This window comes from Pseudomonas sp. P4_C1 (assembly GCF_056402155.1).
This window is the reverse complement of sequence record NZ_JBFUHY010000005.1, coordinates 134,532-148,695: the sequence shown is the minus strand read 5'-3', so window position 1 is coordinate 148,695 and position 14,164 is coordinate 134,532. Positions and strand designations below refer to the sequence as shown.

The 14,164-nt window shown below is 61.1% G+C and carries 16 protein-coding genes; 5 read left to right on the top strand and 11 right to left on the bottom strand.

What is annotated here, in order from left to right:
- Positions 1–56 precede the first annotated feature (56 nt).
- Positions 57–947: a 4-hydroxybenzoate octaprenyltransferase gene (gene ubiA / locus AC1DU9_RS05985; RefSeq protein ID WP_223460487.1), complete on the bottom strand. Its 891-nt coding sequence runs from the start codon at positions 945–947 to the stop codon at positions 57–59.
- The gene (locus AC1DU9_RS05980) at positions 947–1,510 is read right to left on the bottom strand and encodes a chorismate--pyruvate lyase family protein (RefSeq protein ID WP_223460485.1); all 564 of its coding nucleotides are present in this window, start codon (positions 1,508–1,510) and stop codon (positions 947–949) included. The genes ubiA and AC1DU9_RS05980 overlap by 1 nt, the downstream gene beginning before the upstream one ends.
- A gap of 200 nt (positions 1,511–1,710) precedes the next feature.
- On the opposite strand from AC1DU9_RS05980, the gene AC1DU9_RS05975 reads away from it, so the two are divergent.
- The 3 genes from AC1DU9_RS05975 (at position 1,711) to AC1DU9_RS05965 (ending at position 3,518) form a co-directional block, all read left to right on the top strand.
- Positions 1,711–1,881, top strand: coding sequence for a rubredoxin (locus tag AC1DU9_RS05975; RefSeq protein WP_007995385.1), 171 nt, complete (start codon positions 1,711–1,713; stop codon positions 1,879–1,881).
- A gap of 18 nt (positions 1,882–1,899) precedes the next feature.
- Entirely contained in the window at positions 1,900–3,048 is a 1,149-nt protein-coding gene (locus AC1DU9_RS05970; RefSeq protein WP_223460483.1) for an NAD(P)/FAD-dependent oxidoreductase, read from the top strand.
- 194 nt (positions 3,049–3,242) lie between these two features.
- Entirely contained in the window at positions 3,243–3,518 is a 276-nt protein-coding gene (locus AC1DU9_RS05965; RefSeq protein WP_223460480.1) for an HU family DNA-binding protein, read from the top strand.
- Positions 3,519–3,651: 133 nt separating this feature from the next.
- Here AC1DU9_RS05965 and AC1DU9_RS05960 read toward each other — a convergent pair whose 3' ends face one another.
- Complete coding sequence (locus AC1DU9_RS05960; RefSeq protein ID WP_223460478.1) at positions 3,652–4,002, bottom strand: DUF6124 family protein; 351 nt, start codon at positions 4,000–4,002, stop codon at positions 3,652–3,654.
- 388 nt (positions 4,003–4,390) lie between these two features.
- Here AC1DU9_RS05960 and AC1DU9_RS05955 point away from each other — a divergent pair, with 388 nt between their 5' ends.
- The gene (locus AC1DU9_RS05955; protein WP_223460476.1) at positions 4,391–4,774 is read left to right on the top strand and encodes a helicase; all 384 of its coding nucleotides are present in this window, start codon (positions 4,391–4,393) and stop codon (positions 4,772–4,774) included.
- A gap of 97 nt (positions 4,775–4,871) precedes the next feature.
- Here AC1DU9_RS05955 and AC1DU9_RS05950 read toward each other — a convergent pair whose 3' ends face one another.
- The 6 genes from AC1DU9_RS05950 to exbB form a co-directional block, all read right to left on the bottom strand.
- On the bottom strand, positions 4,872–6,272 hold the full coding sequence (locus AC1DU9_RS05950) for an aminoacyl-tRNA deacylase and HDOD domain-containing protein (RefSeq protein WP_223460474.1): 1,401 nt from the start codon (positions 6,270–6,272) through the stop codon (positions 4,872–4,874).
- Between the two features lie 78 nt (positions 6,273–6,350).
- Positions 6,351–8,426: an ATP-dependent DNA helicase RecG gene (gene recG, locus AC1DU9_RS05945; RefSeq protein WP_223460471.1), complete on the bottom strand. Its 2,076-nt coding sequence runs from the start codon at positions 8,424–8,426 to the stop codon at positions 6,351–6,353.
- Between the two features lie 9 nt (positions 8,427–8,435).
- On the bottom strand, positions 8,436–9,365 hold the full coding sequence (locus AC1DU9_RS05940) for a hydrogen peroxide-inducible genes activator (protein WP_008000272.1): 930 nt from the start codon (positions 9,363–9,365) through the stop codon (positions 8,436–8,438).
- A gap of 286 nt (positions 9,366–9,651) precedes the next feature.
- Positions 9,652–10,401, bottom strand: coding sequence for an energy transducer TonB family protein (locus AC1DU9_RS05935; RefSeq protein ID WP_015097375.1), 750 nt, complete (start codon positions 10,399–10,401; stop codon positions 9,652–9,654).
- A complete protein-coding gene (exbD, locus tag AC1DU9_RS05930; protein WP_108217242.1) occupies positions 10,398–10,826 on the bottom strand; it encodes a TonB system transport protein ExbD in 429 nt (142 codons plus the stop codon). The genes AC1DU9_RS05935 and exbD overlap by 4 nt, the downstream gene beginning before the upstream one ends.
- Before the next feature lie 6 nt (positions 10,827–10,832).
- A complete protein-coding gene (exbB, locus tag AC1DU9_RS05925) occupies positions 10,833–11,777 on the bottom strand; it encodes a tonB-system energizer ExbB (protein ID WP_223460469.1) in 945 nt (314 codons plus the stop codon).
- 188 nt (positions 11,778–11,965) lie between these two features.
- Here exbB and AC1DU9_RS05920 point away from each other — a divergent pair, with 188 nt between their 5' ends.
- On the top strand, positions 11,966–12,823 hold the full coding sequence (locus tag AC1DU9_RS05920; RefSeq protein ID WP_223460467.1) for an SDR family oxidoreductase: 858 nt from the start codon (positions 11,966–11,968) through the stop codon (positions 12,821–12,823).
- A 139-nt stretch (positions 12,824–12,962) separates the two neighbouring features.
- Here AC1DU9_RS05920 and AC1DU9_RS05915 read toward each other — a convergent pair whose 3' ends face one another.
- Together AC1DU9_RS05915 and AC1DU9_RS05910 are read right to left on the bottom strand one after the other, a co-directional pair.
- Positions 12,963–13,703 (bottom strand): hypothetical protein, encoded by a 741-nt coding sequence (locus tag AC1DU9_RS05915; protein WP_223460465.1) that lies wholly within the window; start codon positions 13,701–13,703, stop codon positions 12,963–12,965.
- 67 nt (positions 13,704–13,770) lie between these two features.
- The gene (locus tag AC1DU9_RS05910) at positions 13,771–14,151 is read right to left on the bottom strand and encodes a RidA family protein (RefSeq protein ID WP_003229509.1); all 381 of its coding nucleotides are present in this window, start codon (positions 14,149–14,151) and stop codon (positions 13,771–13,773) included.
- Positions 14,152–14,164 lie beyond the last annotated feature (13 nt).

The window sequence follows — 14,164 nt, the reverse complement described above, 5'->3', positions numbered from 1 at the left end:
ATCGCTGCCTTCGTTGCTCTGCAGGAGCTGCTGAAGGCGGCGATCTTTTTGATGCTTCAACGCAGCGCGTAATCCAGCACAATCCCGACGAAAATCGCCAAACCCGCCCAGTGATTGTGCAAAAACGCCTTGAAACAGCGCATCCGGTCCTTGCCTCGGGTGTACCAGAATTCCCACGCAAAACAGCCCGCCGCCGCCAGCAAGCCGAGATGGAACCAGCCACCGAGCTCGAACTTCGACCCGGCCAGCAACAAGCAGGCCAGCGCCAAGCCTTGCAGGGTCAGGATGATCACCCGGTCTGCATCGCCAAACAGAATCGCCGTGGATTTCACGCCGATTTTCAGGTCGTCATCGCGGTCAGTCATCGCGTAATAGGTGTCGTAACCCACCGTCCACATCAGGTTAGCGATCCACAGCAGCCACGCGACAGCCGGCAATTCACCGGTTTCGGCGGTAAAGGCCATCGGCATGCCCCAGGAAAACGCCGCGCCCAGTACCACTTGCGGGTAATAGGTGTAGCGCTTCATGAACGGGTAACTGAACGCCAGCGCCAGGCCGCCCAATGACAGCCAAATGGTCGCGGCATTGGTGCACAGCACCAGCAGGAAACTCACGCCCATCAGTAACGCGAAGAACACCAGCGCCTCTTTGGAACTGATCTTGCCGCTCACCAGCGGCCGCTGTTCGGTACGCTTCACATGGCCATCGACTTTGCGGTCCGCCCAGTCGTTGATCACGCAGCCGCCGGCGCGGGTCAGCACCACGCCGAGGACGAAAATAACGATATTGGCCAGGGACGGCGAACCCTTGCCAGCAATCCACAGCGCCCACAGCGTCGGCCACAGCAGCAGGTAAATGCCGATCGGCTTGTCCATGCGCGTCAGCTGAATGAAGTCCCAGGCCCGAGGATTCAAGCGGTTCAAGGACTTGAGCAGGCTTTGGTACATCAGTGGTTCTCCGGTTGGACGCGGGCGGCGTTCCATAGGGAAGGCAGGAAAATTTCGGCCACCAGCACGCTCAGCGCGCCACGGTCAAAACGCGAACGGCGGCCCCACAGCCCTGGCGATTGCACCTCGGCGGGCAGCCACGCTTGCGGATAATGGCAAACCTCGATGGCCCGGCGCTGAAAGGCCTGATCGCAAAACAGCAATTCGCCCAGCGAGCGGCTGCCCAGTTCGTCCATGTGCAAGCCGTCGCCTTGCAATGCACTGCGTGACGCCACGCTGCGCGCAAACACCCACGCCTGGCCGTGACCGCGCAAATACACCTCACGAACCCAGCCCTCACTGCCTTCGGTCAGGTCCAGTGCTGCGCATTCGTCGGCACGCAGGGGCTGCCAGCCTTCGAACGTCGGCGAGACGCTGAAGGCATCATTCGACAGATGAATCAGACGTCTGGTCAGCGAGCCTTCGTCGAACAGCCAGTCGAGGGTGGAGGCATCGGGGAGGGGCGCCAGTTCGCTGCGCGAGAGCCAGAGAGGAGCTGGAGAGGGGGATTCTGTGTGTTGCACAATGAGTCATTATTGGCAGCAAATGAGGCGGCGAGCTTAACATGTTGGCCGCTGATATCGATTGAAATGGCCTGCCGTTGCGCCGAACAGGCTTGCATCCGGCGGCCCCGATCAGTACAAAACGCGCTGAGTTGGGCGGCAGTGCTACAACCATCGACCGTCCGGCCGGCAAAACGCCTGAACCCTGAGGAAGTACCTGAATGAAAAAGTGGCAATGTATCGTCTGCGGCCTGATCTACAACGAAGCCGACGGTTGGCCGGATGACGGCATTGCGCCGGGCACCCGTTGGGAAGACGTCCCGGCAGACTGGCTGTGCCCGGACTGCGGTGTGGGCAAAATGGATTTTGAAATGATCGAAATCGCTGCCTGAATAATTGAGGAGTAAGGAATGAACGCACCTGTCGTAATCATTGGTACCGGCCTGGCGGGCTACAACGTGGCCCGCGAGTTTCGCAAACTCGATAGCGAAACCCCGCTGCTGCTGATTACCGCCGATGACGGACGCTCCTACTCCAAGCCGATGCTCTCCACCGGCTTCGGCAAAAACAAGGATGCCGACGGTCTGAGCATGGCCGAACCCGGCGCCATGGCCGAACAGCTCAGGGCCGAAATACGCACCCACACCCGCATCAGCGGCATCGACCCGGGCCACAAACGCCTGTGGATCGGTGAAGAAGCGGTGATCTACCGCGACCTGATCCTGGCCTGGGGCGCCGAAACCGTGCGCGTGCCCATCGAAGGCGACGCGGCGGACTGCGTATTCCCGATCAACGACCTGGAAGACTACGCATGCTTCCGTGCGGCGGCGGCCGGCAAGCGCCGCGTACTGCTGCTCGGTGCCGGCCTGATCGGCTGCGAGTTCGCCAACGACCTGACCCTGGGCGGCTACGAAGTGCAACTGGTTGCACCGTGCGAACAAGTCATGCCGACCCTGTTGCACCCGGCGGCCGCCGCTGCGGTGCAGGCAGGCCTCGAAAGCCTCGGTGCGCGTTTCCACCTCGGGCCGGTGCTCAACCGCCTGCAGCGCGTGGCTGACGGCCTGGAAGCGCACCTGTCCGATGGCCAGGTGATCCCGTGCGACGTGGTGGTCTCGGCCATCGGCCTGCGCCCACGGGTCGACCTCGCGGCAGCGGCCGGTCTGCAGGTCAACCGCGGCATCATGGTCGATCGGCACCTGAAGACCTCCCACGCCAACATCTACGCCCTGGGCGACTGTGCCGAGGTCGACGGGTTGAATCTGCTGTACGTCATGCCTCTGATGAGTTGTGCGAGGGCGCTGGCGCAAACCCTGGCCGGCACCCCGACCGCCGTCACCTATGGGCCGATGCCGATCACCGTCAAAACCCCGGTGTGCCCGTTGGTGGTGTCCCCGCCGCCACGGGGCGCAGAGGGCATTTGGACCGTCGAAGGGCAGGGCGCCGACATCAAGGTTTTATGCCGCGATGCCGCGGGCAAGCTGCTCGGTTACGCCCTCACCGGTGCCGCCGTGATGGAAAAACTGGCCCTGAACAAAGAGCTTCCAGCTCTGTTGGCGTAAATACCGGTCGTTCTGTCGGAATCACCCCCCTTTTGCCCCAACAATGGCCGCGCCGATACTGGCGCGGGGCCTCACTGCGTGCCATCCTCACTCCTGTCTGCCGCAGAGTAGAGCACCTGCGGCGCTTTGGGCGCTGCTCCGCAGAGAGCAGCACGGACATAACAACAACAAACCGTCAAAGGGGCTTCACTCACATGCGTAAACCAGAACTCGCTGCAGCCATTGCTGAAAAAGCAGACCTCACCAAAGAACAAGCCAACCGCGTTCTCAACGCCGTTCTTGAAGAAATCACCGGTGCCCTGCACCACGGAAAAAGCGTGACGCTGGTGGGCTTCGGGACCTTCCTGCAACGCCATCGCGGTGCACGCACGGGCAAGAACCCGCAAACCGGTGAGCCAGTGAAAATCAAGGCCAGTAATACCGTTGCGTTCAAGCCGGGCAAGTTTTTGAAAGACAGCGTTAATCCGTAATCCGTTTTCACCTCCCGCGCAGCGGGGGAGTGGAATAAAAAATGGGCACGCCAACCAGGGTTGGGTGCCCATTTTTTGTGGGGGGGGCGAATCAGCCGAGCCCGCTTTGTTGTTTGGCGAGGATCGCCGCCATTTACGGCTCATCCAGATGATCCAGTGCCCGCTCTACCAGCAAATGCGCCCCCTCAGCCACGCGACTGATCGCCAGGGCTACTGAGCGGCGCGAGCCGTCTACATCATCGGCCAGGTCAGCGGCGATGGCGCTGATGGACAGCAGATCTTCCGAGGCATTGGCCAGTAGGGTTTCGGTATGGATGTCCGGGCAGACGCTGAAGAGCTGACCCCTGCGTTTCGACTTTTCTTGTTCTGGTGGAGCGAAGTGGTGGTCGAGGACGCGTTCGGCAGCCTCGTGGAGTTTTTTGGAATCGAGGGATTCGTAGGGGGATGTGGCTTCGTTTTCGGATGCGTCGGGTATCGGAGTCATTGGTGTAAATCCTTGGTTAAGAAGTTTTGCTCCCGATTTCGGACTTGCACATCCGGTCGCCGTTTTTGGTGGTGACGATCAGAGGTTATCGATGAATTCAAAATTCGCCTAGTTCATGTATAAGGCAGCATTTTGAAGGAAGTTTCCGATAGGTTTGCAGGGTAGAGGGATCAAAAGATCGCAGCCTTCGGCAGCTCCTACAGAATGTGTTTCTTCAGGTACAGAAGTGGCGTGTGGAGTGGCTGGAGTGATGTGTTGATAATTGTGACTTAGTAGTCATCGTGCAGGTAATGGTAATGATCTTCTGCTAATGCAGCTGGATACTGGTGTTATCACCTGAAGCCGTTAAACTGCCCCGGCCGTTCATTTTTCTCTTGAGGCTGTGCGCATGAAATTTCGTTTTCTGCTGTGGATGCTGGGTTTATTGATGGGTAAGGCCAGCCGGACCAATCCGGCGTTTCAGCAGCAACTGGGTGACAAGGACCTGGTGTTTCAGCTGCAGACCCTGGACGGAAAAGTGGCGCGGCATTTCCGCGTGAAGGAGCAACGCATCACCAGCCAATCGGGTGTGCATGCCGAGCCAGCGTTTGCGATTGCCTTTAAAGACGCCGCGTACGGCTTTGCCACGATGCAGGCGAAGAACAAGCAACTGGCGTTCATGACGGGGATTCAGGACAAGTCGATTCAGATCAAGGGCAACCCGGCGCTGGTGATCTGGTTTCAGGGGTTGACCAAGTATTTGAAGCCGAAGAAGGCCAAGCCCAAGGCTTGAGGCCTTTCAGGTAGACCGAGTGATATTCATTGCGAGCAGGCTCGCTCCCACAGGGTTCACCTGAATCCTGTGGGAGCGAGCCTGCTCGCGATGCTTTTCAGCCTTGAGTGAACTGCGAAGCCAGTTCACGCAGCAGCAGTTCAGCCTCAAGCACTTTACTGACGACATCGTCGGCTTTGTCGCGACTGATGCCCAGGCGTTCGAGCAGGGCGTCGGGGATGCCTTCGTCGGGGCCGGAGCCGATGCCACGGCTGCGCAGCAGGCGCACCGACAGGCAAACCAGGTTCGGGTATTCGGCGTAGGCGCCATCGTAGGCCGGGTCGTGCTGGAAGCGCAGGGCGGTGGCCAGTTCTTCAGGCATGTCCCAGAAACGCATCAGCCATGAGCCGATCTGTTCACGACTGATGCCCAGCAGGTGTTGTTCCACGAAGCTGTGGCACAGGTGCGGGTTGACCTCCAAGTGGCGGCAGATCAGTGAAAAGTGCGGCGGGAACACGTGGGCCAGCAGCAGGTAGCCGAAGTTGTGCAGCAGGCCGGCCAGGTAGGTCAGGCCGGCTTCCGGACGCTGTGCACGAGGCATGGCGCGGGTCAGGCCTTCGATGACGGCGGCGGTGTAGATCGATTGCTGCCAGTACGGCGTGGAATGTTGCGGGTGATCCTTGGGCAGGCTCAGGGTTTTACCCAGGGCCAGGCCCAATGCCAGGTTGATCACCAGGTCGAAGCCCAACACGCGCACGATGGCATCTTCCACCGAGCGGATCTTGCCCGGCGAGGCGTAATACGGCGATGCCGCCCAGCTCACGACTTGTGCAGCCAGCGCCGGGTCGGTTTCGACCACGCCGGTGATGTCGTCGATGGTGGCATTGGGGTCGACGCGCAGCTTGATGATTTTTTGCGCGGTTTCGGCCAGTGGCGGAATTTCGATGGTCGCTTCCAGACGCTGCTGGATGCGCCGCGCGGTGAACGCCTGGACGGCCTGGGTGATTTCCTCGCGGTCGTCATCGGGGCGGTCGAGGTTGGGACGAATGCTGGACAGGTTTTCGCCGAAGTTGGCGGCGCTGGCCTTGGTCAGCATGGTCTTGAAGTCTTCGCTGGAGATTTCCAGCAGCACGCCCGGCTCACCGGAATTGACCAGCAGCTTTGGTTCGCGCAGCAGGCTTTCTTCGTACAGGCACGGAGAACTGGTGAGCGCCGGCAGGCCAGGCAACAGGCTCAGGTTGTGTTTGCCGAGCATTTTTTCCAGGCGTTCGACGGGTACGGCAGTGAGGCGGCGACCGGTGAGTTCGGTCAGGCGATTGAGGTCGAGCAACTGGCTCTGCGGGAACAACACCATCAACGCACCGACGCTGTCATCCAGCAGAACGGCCTGCACTTTGCGCGCGGCATTGAGGCCGTGATGGTCCAGCACTTCTTCGTAGGCAATGGCCAACTTGCCCAGCATCAGCCGAATAACCGACGGAGCGTGCGGGGTGGCGGGTGCGAGGGCAACTTCGGTCATGGACTGTATCCGTTTCAAAACAATTGCAGGAGTATAACCAGCTTGCTCAAACCCATGGCCCGGAAACTGCGACGGTGCTTACACTTGGCCGTATTGCTGCCCGTGACGCAGCCAGCGGTCGAGTAGCGGGCTGACGTGGGTCGGCCAGCGTTCGAGCAATGCCTGGGCTGCATCCCGTACGGCGGGCAACAAATCGGCATCGCGCATCAGGTCTGCGACCTTGAATTGGAGCAGGCCGGTTTGCCGGGTGCCGAGCATTTCGCCGGGGCCGCGCAGTTCCAGATCCTTTTCGGCGATGACGAAACCATCGTTGGTTTCGCGCATGATACCCAGGCGCTGGCGGCCGATCTGCGACAGCGGCGGATGGTAGAGCAGCACGCAATGGCTGACGGCACTGCCCCGGCCGACGCGGCCACGCAACTGGTGCAGTTGCGCCAGGCCCAGGCGTTCGGGGTTCTCGATGATCATCAGGCTGGCGTTGGGTACGTCCACGCCCACTTCGATCACCGTGGTCGCGACCAGCAGTTGCAGGTTGCCGGCCTTGAACTCGGCCATCACCGCGGCTTTTTCTGCAGGCTTCATGCGGCCGTGGATCAGCCCGACCTTCAACTCGCCGAGGGCGGCGGTGAGGTCCTCATAGGTGGTTTCGGCGGCCTGGCAGGTCAACTCTTCCGACTCTTCGATCAGTGTGCAAACCCAATAGGCCTGACGCCCTTCGGCGCAGGCGCTACGCACCCTCTCGATGACTTCGACCCGCCGGGTGTCGGTGATCAGCACGGTGTTGACCGGGGTTCGGCCGGGGGGCAGTTCGTCGAGGATCGAGGTGTCGAGGTCGGCGTAGGCGCTCATGGCCAGCGTGCGCGGAATCGGCGTGGCGGTCATGATCAACTGGTGCGGGCACATGCGCCCGCCGACGCCCTTCTGCCGCAAGGCCAGACGCTGCTGCACGCCGAAACGATGTTGTTCGTCGATGATCACCAGCGCCAGGTTCTTGAATTGCACTTCGTCCTGGAACAGCGCGTGGGTGCCAACCACCATCGGTGTGCCGCTGGCGATTTGCTCCAGCGCGGCTACGCGGTTCTTGCCCTTGAGCTTACCGGCGAGCCACGCGACTTCGATGCCCAGCGGTTCGAGCCAGCGCTTGAAGGTGATGAAGTGCTGCTCGGCGAGAATCTCGGTGGGCGCCATCAGCGCGACCTGATAGCCGGCCTCCAATGCTTGCAGCGCTGCAAGGGCGGCTACCACGGTTTTACCGGCGCCAACGTCGCCCTGGATCAGCCGTAGCATCGGCTCGTGCTGGCTGAGGTCGTAAGCGATTTCGTTGCCGACCCGTTGCTGGGCACCGGTCGGGTTGAAGCCGAGGTTGGCCAGGTATTTGGCCGGCAGTTGCGTGGCTTTGGGCATCGCGGGCGCACGCAGGGAGCGCATGCTTTCGCGCAGACGCTGTTGTGACAATTGATGGGTCAGCAGTTCTTCGAAGGCCAGGCGGTGCTGTGCCCAGTGGTGACCGAGGGCCAGTTCATCGACGTCGGCATCGGCGGGCGGGTTGTGCAGGTAGCGGATCGCATCGGCCAGCGGCGCTAACTGGTAGTCGCGGGCCAGTTCGTTCGGCAGCCAGTCGGGCAGGCTGCTGGGGCCGAGCAGGGTGAGGGTCTGCATGCACAACTGGCGCAAGCGCTGTTGGGTCAGGCCTTCGGTGAGCGGGTAAACCGGGGTCAGGGTTTCATCCACCGGAGGTGGTTCGTCGCCGGTGATGGCGCGGTATTCCGGGTGGTAGATCTCCAGCCCCGAAGCACCGGGCCGCGCCTCGCCGTAGCAGCGAATCCGCGTGCCGCGTTTGAGGCCTTCTTTCTGCGCGTTGCTGAAATGGTAGAAACGCAGGCTTAAGCCACCGGTGCCGTCCTGTAGTCGAACCACCAGGCTGCGCCGACGGCCCATGACCACGTCGGCGCCGCTGACGGTACCTTCGATGACCGCGTCCTGTCCGGGTCGCAAAGCGCCAATCGGAACCACGCGGGTGCGGTCCTGATAGCGCAGCGGCAGGTGAAACAGCACGTCCTGGAGGTTTTCCAGGCCGACTTTGGCCAGTTTCTCGGCCATGGCTTCACCGACACCCTTGAGTGCCGTCACCGACACTTGCGACAACTCGCTCATGACCGTTGCTTAGCCCGCAGCGACTTGCGTCGCTGGCTTGGCCACCGAGCACAGGCGAATGGAGTCGGCGAGGATTTCAATCGCCTTCGGACGCGGGAAGCTGGCGCGCCAGGCAATGGCCACGGTGCGGAACGGTACGGGTGCCGAGAGCGGGCGCACTTCGATCACGCCGGGGGCGTAGTGATGGCTGTCGACTGCCGATAACGGCAGGATCGAAATACCCAGGCCGGACGCGACCATGTGGCGAATGGTTTCCAGGGAGCTGGATTCCACCGTGGTGTGCTTGGCGCCGTCGTTGCCTTTGGTCAGGGTCGGGCAGGCTTCCAGTACCTGATCGCGGAAGCAGTGGCCTTCGCCGAGCAGCAGCAGGCTCTTGTCGTTGAGCAGGCTGGCGTCGATGGATTCTTTTTGCGTCCACGGGTGCTGCGCTGGCATGAGCACGTAGAACGGCTCGTCGTAGAGTTGCAGGGTCAGCACGTCGGCTTCATTGAACGGCAGGGCGATGATGATCGCGTCGAGTTCGCCGTTGCGCAGTTTGTCGCGCAGCACGTGGGTGAAATTTTCCTCGATGTACAACGGCATCTGCGGGGCGACCCGGTGCAGTTGTGGAATCAGGTGCGGAAACAGGTAAGGCCCGACGGTGTAGATCGCGCCGACTTTGAGCGGGGCGGTCAGTTGATTCTTGCCGGCTTGGGCCAGTTCGCGGATGCCCTGGGCTTGTTCCAGCACTTTTTGCGCCTGGGCAACGATGCCTTCGCCGACTGGGGTCAGGCGCACGGCGCTTTTGCTGCGCTCGAAAATCAGCACACCGAGTTCGTCTTCAAGCTTTTTCACGCCCACCGAAAGGGTCGGCTGGCTGACGTGGCAACGCTCGGCCGCGTGGCCGAAGTGCTGCTCTTGGGCGAGGGTAACGATGTAGCGTAATTCTGTAAGAGTCATAGCAAGCGTCCATGAAGTTGCGGGCCAAGCATACCGGCTGCAATCGATAGACGCACGTTATCAGACTGAGTGTGTCGAGTGACACCGGACAATGCCGGATTGCCGCTGGCAGATAAGCGAAAGGCACCTTTCGGTGCCTTTTGGGCTTGGAACGCGACCTTCCTGCTGGCAGAAACCTCTGTGGGAGCGAGCTTGCTCGCGATGACGGTTTAACATTCAACGTAGATGTCGAATGTTATGCCCTCATCGCGAGCAAGCTCGCTCCCACATGGGCTGGCGGTGTTTTTTAGCGCCGGCGTTTTTCCAGCGAGTAAACAAAGGGTGCAACAATTTCGATGGAGCCATTGGTCAGCATGTCGGCCGGTGGCTTGGGCAGCGGTTGGGCGCGGCGGATCATTTCCAGGGTGGCCCGGTCCAGATCGGCAGTGCCCGAGGCGCCTACCAGCTCAAATGACAGTACATTGCCTTCGGCATCCACAACGAAACGCAAGCGGTTCATGCCTTCCTTGCCCCGCGCCTGTGCGCTCGCAGGGTACTTTTTGTACTTCTGCAGGTGCGCCAGCAGCGTGCCTTGCCAACTGGCCTTGGCCGCCAGTTGAGCCGGCGAAGGGCCGGGCGCAGGTTGCGCGGATTTCTCCGTTGGCGCCTGAGTCTGTTGCGTTTCGGCCGGTTTCTCTTCGGCCGGCTTTTCCTTCGGCGGTTCGGGTTTCTTCTCTACCGGCTTGGGCGGCTGCGGCTTCGGCTTGGGTTTGACCGGCTTGGGCACGGCAATTTCAGCTTTCGGCGCTTCGGCGAGCTTGGGTATCGGCAGTTCTTCAACCGGAGCCGGTGGCTGCGGCGGGGTGACTACCTTCGGCGGAGCAGGCGGTGGCGGGGCAGGAACCGGTGCCAACTCGACCATCATTGCCTGAGGGGGCAATTCGATGGGCGGACGGGCGGACCAGTTCAGCGCCAGCGCGATGGCCAGCGCGTGAACACCCAGCACCACGGCCAGGCTACCGCTGTAACGCGTCAGCTTATGGCGCGTCGTGATCATTTTTTGGCTGCCGACTCGAGACCGACCAGACCCACCTTCAGGTAACCGGCAGAGCGCAGGTTGTCCATCACGCTCATCAGGTCGCCGTAATCCACGCCTTTGTCGGCCTGGAAGAAGATTGTCGTGTCTTTCTTGCCCTGGGTTTTGGCATCGAGCGTGGCGCCGAGTGCTTCGGCCTTCACTTCGTCTTCGCCGAGGAACAGGCGCTGGTCAGCCTTGACGCTGAGGAACACCGGTTTCTCTGGCCGCGGCGCCGGTTTGGCGGTCGAGGCGGGCAGGTCGACCTTGATGTCCACGGTGGCCAGAGGGGCCGCCACCATGAAGATGATCAACAGCACCAGCATCACGTCGATGAACGGCGTGACGTTGATTTCGTGGTTTTCGGACAGATCGTCGTCTGCCCCTTCTTTCAAATGCAGGCCCATGGCCGATTACCCCACTTTCACCATGTGCGGTTGCGAGCTGCGCTCAGGCTGGTGGTCGAGGTCGCGGCTGACCAGCAGCAGGACCTGTGCCGAAGCGTCGGACACCTGGGCCTTGTAGCCGGCAATGGAGCGGGCGAAGACGTTGTAGATCACGACTGCCGGGATCGCTGCAACCAGGCCCAGCGCGGTAGCCAGCAGGGCTTCGGCGATGCCTGGAGCGACGACGGCGAGGTTGGTGGTCTGGGTTTTGGCAATGCCGATGAAGCTGTTCATGATGCCCCACACGGTGCCGAACAGACCGACGAACGGCGCAGTCGAGCCGATGGTCGCCAGTACGCCGGTACCGGTGCTCATGTTGCGACCGCAGGCCGCGACCAGGCGCTCAAGACGGAAGCTGACGCGTTCCTTGATGCCTTCTTTCTCACGGCTGTTGACCGACAGGCGCATCTCTTCGAGGGCGTCATGTACCAACAGGTTGGCCAGGGTGCCTTCCTTCGCCGCAGTGACGCTGGCTTCCTTGAGGGAGGCAGATTTTTTCAGTTGGGCGATTTCACCACGCAGTCGACGCTTGGCGCCCATCAGCTCAAGACCCTTGGCGATCCAGATGGTCCAGGTGATGATCGAGGCGATGGCCAGGCCGATCATCACGATTTTCACGATGATGTCGGCATTCTTGTACATGCCCCACGGCGACAGGTCATGGGCCATGCCCAGGGTGTTGTCGGCTTCGAGGACTTCAGGAACGTCTTCACCCAAGGTTTCTGCCGGTGCTGCCTGGGCAGGATCGGTCGCGGCCGGTGCAGGTGCTGTAGCGGCGGCCGGAGTAGCGGGTACCTGGGCATCGGCGAAAGCGGCGACTGGTGCGAGCATCAGGCTGAGGAGCAGGGCGGCCACCGCGCTCCAGGCGCGAGGTCGATTGGTTGGCGAAGCGGAGAATTGATTGCGTGTCATGCTGGCCGGACCTGAGAGAAAAAACGGGTGATGTTCTTCCAGGCCTCGAAGGCCGAGAACAAAAGTGGGGAGGCATTATTGCAATTAATTCTTGTTAACAAAAGTAATAGCGTCTCTTTTTTTCCTGCATTGCTAGCCGCCTGTCTATTGCCGGCGCTAGTCTGTGGCTTTCCGATGGGAGTTTTCTGATGTCTGCGCCTACTGTTTTGATCGCCGGCTGCGGTGACGTCGGCAGCCGCCTGGCCACACAATTGCTGGCGGCGGGGTGGGAGGTCCATGGCCTGCGACGCGACGTTTCACGTCTGCCCAAGGGCGTCATCGGTGTTGCCGGTGACCTGTTCGACAAAGACTGCCCGGCTACCTGGCCAATCGGCGCGGTGGATTATCTGGTGTATTGCGCGGCGGCCACCGATCACGACGAAGCCGGCTACCGCGCTGCGTATATCCAGGGTCTGGAGCATGTGCTGGAGTGGCTGAACGACTACGGGCAGATGCCCAATCGCCTGTTGTTCGTTTCCAGCAGCAGTGTTTACGGTCAGCAGAATGGCGAATGGATCGACGAGACTTCACCGACCGTGGCGGCGGGCTATTCCGGGCGTGTGATGCTCGAAGCCGAGCAGCTTGCCCTCAAAAGCGGAATTCCGGCGAGTATCGTGCGCCTGACCGGCATTTATGGTCCGGGCCGTGAGTGGCTGCTGACTCAGGTTCGTCGGGGGTATCGCGTGGTAACCGATCCGCCGTTGTATGCCAATCGGATTCATGCCGACGATGCCGCTGGGTTGATGGCGTGCCTGCTTGAGGCGGATCGGCGTGGCGTGGCGCTGGATGATGTCTACATCGGCGTCGATGACGCACCGGCCGCGCTGGCGGATGTGGTGGGCTGGTTGCGTGAGTATCTGGGTGTGACCGAATGGGCCGATGACGACAGCGTGCGTCGCACTGGCAGTAAGCGCTGCAGCAATTCGCGGGCGAAGGCCTTGGGCTGGAAGCCGAAGTACCCGAGTTTTCGCGAGGGGTATGCGGCGATTCTTGAGGGGCGCTGCTGACTTTCAGGCACTCTGAAACAACTGTGGGAGCGAGCTTGCTCGCGATGAGGCCATAACATCCAACATCATCGTTGACTGTTATGCCGCCATCGCGAGCGAGCTCGCTCCCACAGTGTTTTGTGGTTTTCTCAACGGACGCTTACTGCTTTTCGAGCAACCACTTGCGCTCACCCGGGGTGAACGAGGGCATCTCGTCCGCCTGCGCGGTGTTCACGGTCTGGAAAATCTCCAGTTCCTTGCCCTTGCGCGCAAAGATCCAGGCGTTGCCCTGGCCATTTTGTTGCAGCCACATATTGTCGTTGCCGCCGCTCATGGATGCGCAATCGCCGGCCAGGCACAACGCATAGCGGTCGCTGCCTGGCAGGCCGGTCACCTGGCCATCGGCCTGGAATTGCACGTTGCTGCCTTCGCCGGGACCGCTGACGATTGTCCAGCCGCCGCCCATGTAGGCTGAATACAGTGCACGCTCGAAGCTGGCGCCGATCGGAGCGCCCTCCGGCACCGGGATCTGGGCGCGGTCGAAGACCTGTTCGGGCTCGTTGTCGCTGGCGGACTGGCTCAGTTGCTTGCCGTCACGCTTCAGCTCGCTGGCCGAACTGCCATAAAAGTCGACTTTCCAGGCACCGGACTCTTCACCCAGCAGTTTGCCTTCGACGTTTTCAAAGCCGTTGGTGTAGCGGGCCTGACTGGCCTTGGTGTTGATGTCCCATTCCAGATTCGGGCCATAGGCCTGGAGCGCTTCACGCAGGGGGACACCTTTGGCTGCAGCATCGATCGCCACCTGGTTGATCCAGGTGCCGCTGACATCACGATCGGCAGGGTTGCTGGCACATCCGCCCAGGAACAGGGCGAGCAGCGAGAGAGCGAGCGCGTTGCGCATGGTGGAATCCTTTCAAGCTTTCTTTACAGCAGAGCAGTCGGCGCAGATTGGGGCTGCGCCGCTCGCATTACTCGATGACCAGGATGGCATCCATTTCAACCTGCGAACCCTTTGGCAGGGCTGCTACACCGATGGCGGCGCGGGCAGGGTAAGGCTGGTCGAAGTACTTGCCCATGATCTCGTTGACCTTGGCGAAGTGGCTCAGGTCGGTGAGGAAGATGTTCAGCTTGACGATGTCCTTGAACGAACCGCCAGCGGCTTCAGCCACGGCCTTGAGGTTCTCGAACACCTGGACGGTCTGGGCTTCGAAGCCTTCAACCAGTTCCATGGTTTTTGGGTCCAGGGGAATCTGACCCGACATGTAAACGGTGTTGCCAGCCTTGATCGCCTGGGAGTAAGTACCGATGGCGGCCGGGGCCTTGTCGCTGGTGATAACAGTCTTGGTCATGTATGACTCCTTG

What these genes read in the sequence shown, in the direction of transcription:
- ubiA (WP_223460487.1), bottom strand. Translation starts at nt 947, where the DNA reads ATGTACCAAAGCCTGCTCAAGTCCTTGAACCGCTTGAATCCTCGGGCC.
- AC1DU9_RS05975 (WP_007995385.1), top strand. Translation starts at nt 1,711, where the DNA reads ATGAAAAAGTGGCAATGTATCGTCTGCGGCCTGATCTACAACGAAGCC.
- AC1DU9_RS05970 (WP_223460483.1), top strand. Translation starts at nt 1,900, where the DNA reads ATGAACGCACCTGTCGTAATCATTGGTACCGGCCTGGCGGGCTACAAC.
- AC1DU9_RS05965 (WP_223460480.1), top strand. Translation starts at nt 3,243, where the DNA reads ATGCGTAAACCAGAACTCGCTGCAGCCATTGCTGAAAAAGCAGACCTC.
- AC1DU9_RS05960 (WP_223460478.1), bottom strand. Translation starts at nt 4,002, where the DNA reads ATGACTCCGATACCCGACGCATCCGAAAACGAAGCCACATCCCCCTAC.
- AC1DU9_RS05955 (WP_223460476.1), top strand. Translation starts at nt 4,391, where the DNA reads ATGAAATTTCGTTTTCTGCTGTGGATGCTGGGTTTATTGATGGGTAAG.
- AC1DU9_RS05950 (WP_223460474.1), bottom strand. Translation starts at nt 6,272, where the DNA reads ATGACCGAAGTTGCCCTCGCACCCGCCACCCCGCACGCTCCGTCGGTT.
- recG (WP_223460471.1), bottom strand. Translation starts at nt 8,426, where the DNA reads ATGAGCGAGTTGTCGCAAGTGTCGGTGACGGCACTCAAGGGTGTCGGT.
- AC1DU9_RS05940 (WP_008000272.1), bottom strand. Translation starts at nt 9,365, where the DNA reads ATGACTCTTACAGAATTACGCTACATCGTTACCCTCGCCCAAGAGCAG.
- AC1DU9_RS05935 (WP_015097375.1), bottom strand. Translation starts at nt 10,401, where the DNA reads ATGATCACGACGCGCCATAAGCTGACGCGTTACAGCGGTAGCCTGGCC.
- exbD (WP_108217242.1), bottom strand. Translation starts at nt 10,826, where the DNA reads ATGGGCCTGCATTTGAAAGAAGGGGCAGACGACGATCTGTCCGAAAAC.
- exbB (WP_223460469.1), bottom strand. Translation starts at nt 11,777, where the DNA reads ATGACACGCAATCAATTCTCCGCTTCGCCAACCAATCGACCTCGCGCC.
- AC1DU9_RS05920 (WP_223460467.1), top strand. Translation starts at nt 11,966, where the DNA reads ATGTCTGCGCCTACTGTTTTGATCGCCGGCTGCGGTGACGTCGGCAGC.
- AC1DU9_RS05915 (WP_223460465.1), bottom strand. Translation starts at nt 13,703, where the DNA reads ATGCGCAACGCGCTCGCTCTCTCGCTGCTCGCCCTGTTCCTGGGCGGA.
- AC1DU9_RS05910 (WP_003229509.1), bottom strand. Translation starts at nt 14,151, where the DNA reads ATGACCAAGACTGTTATCACCAGCGACAAGGCCCCGGCCGCCATCGGT.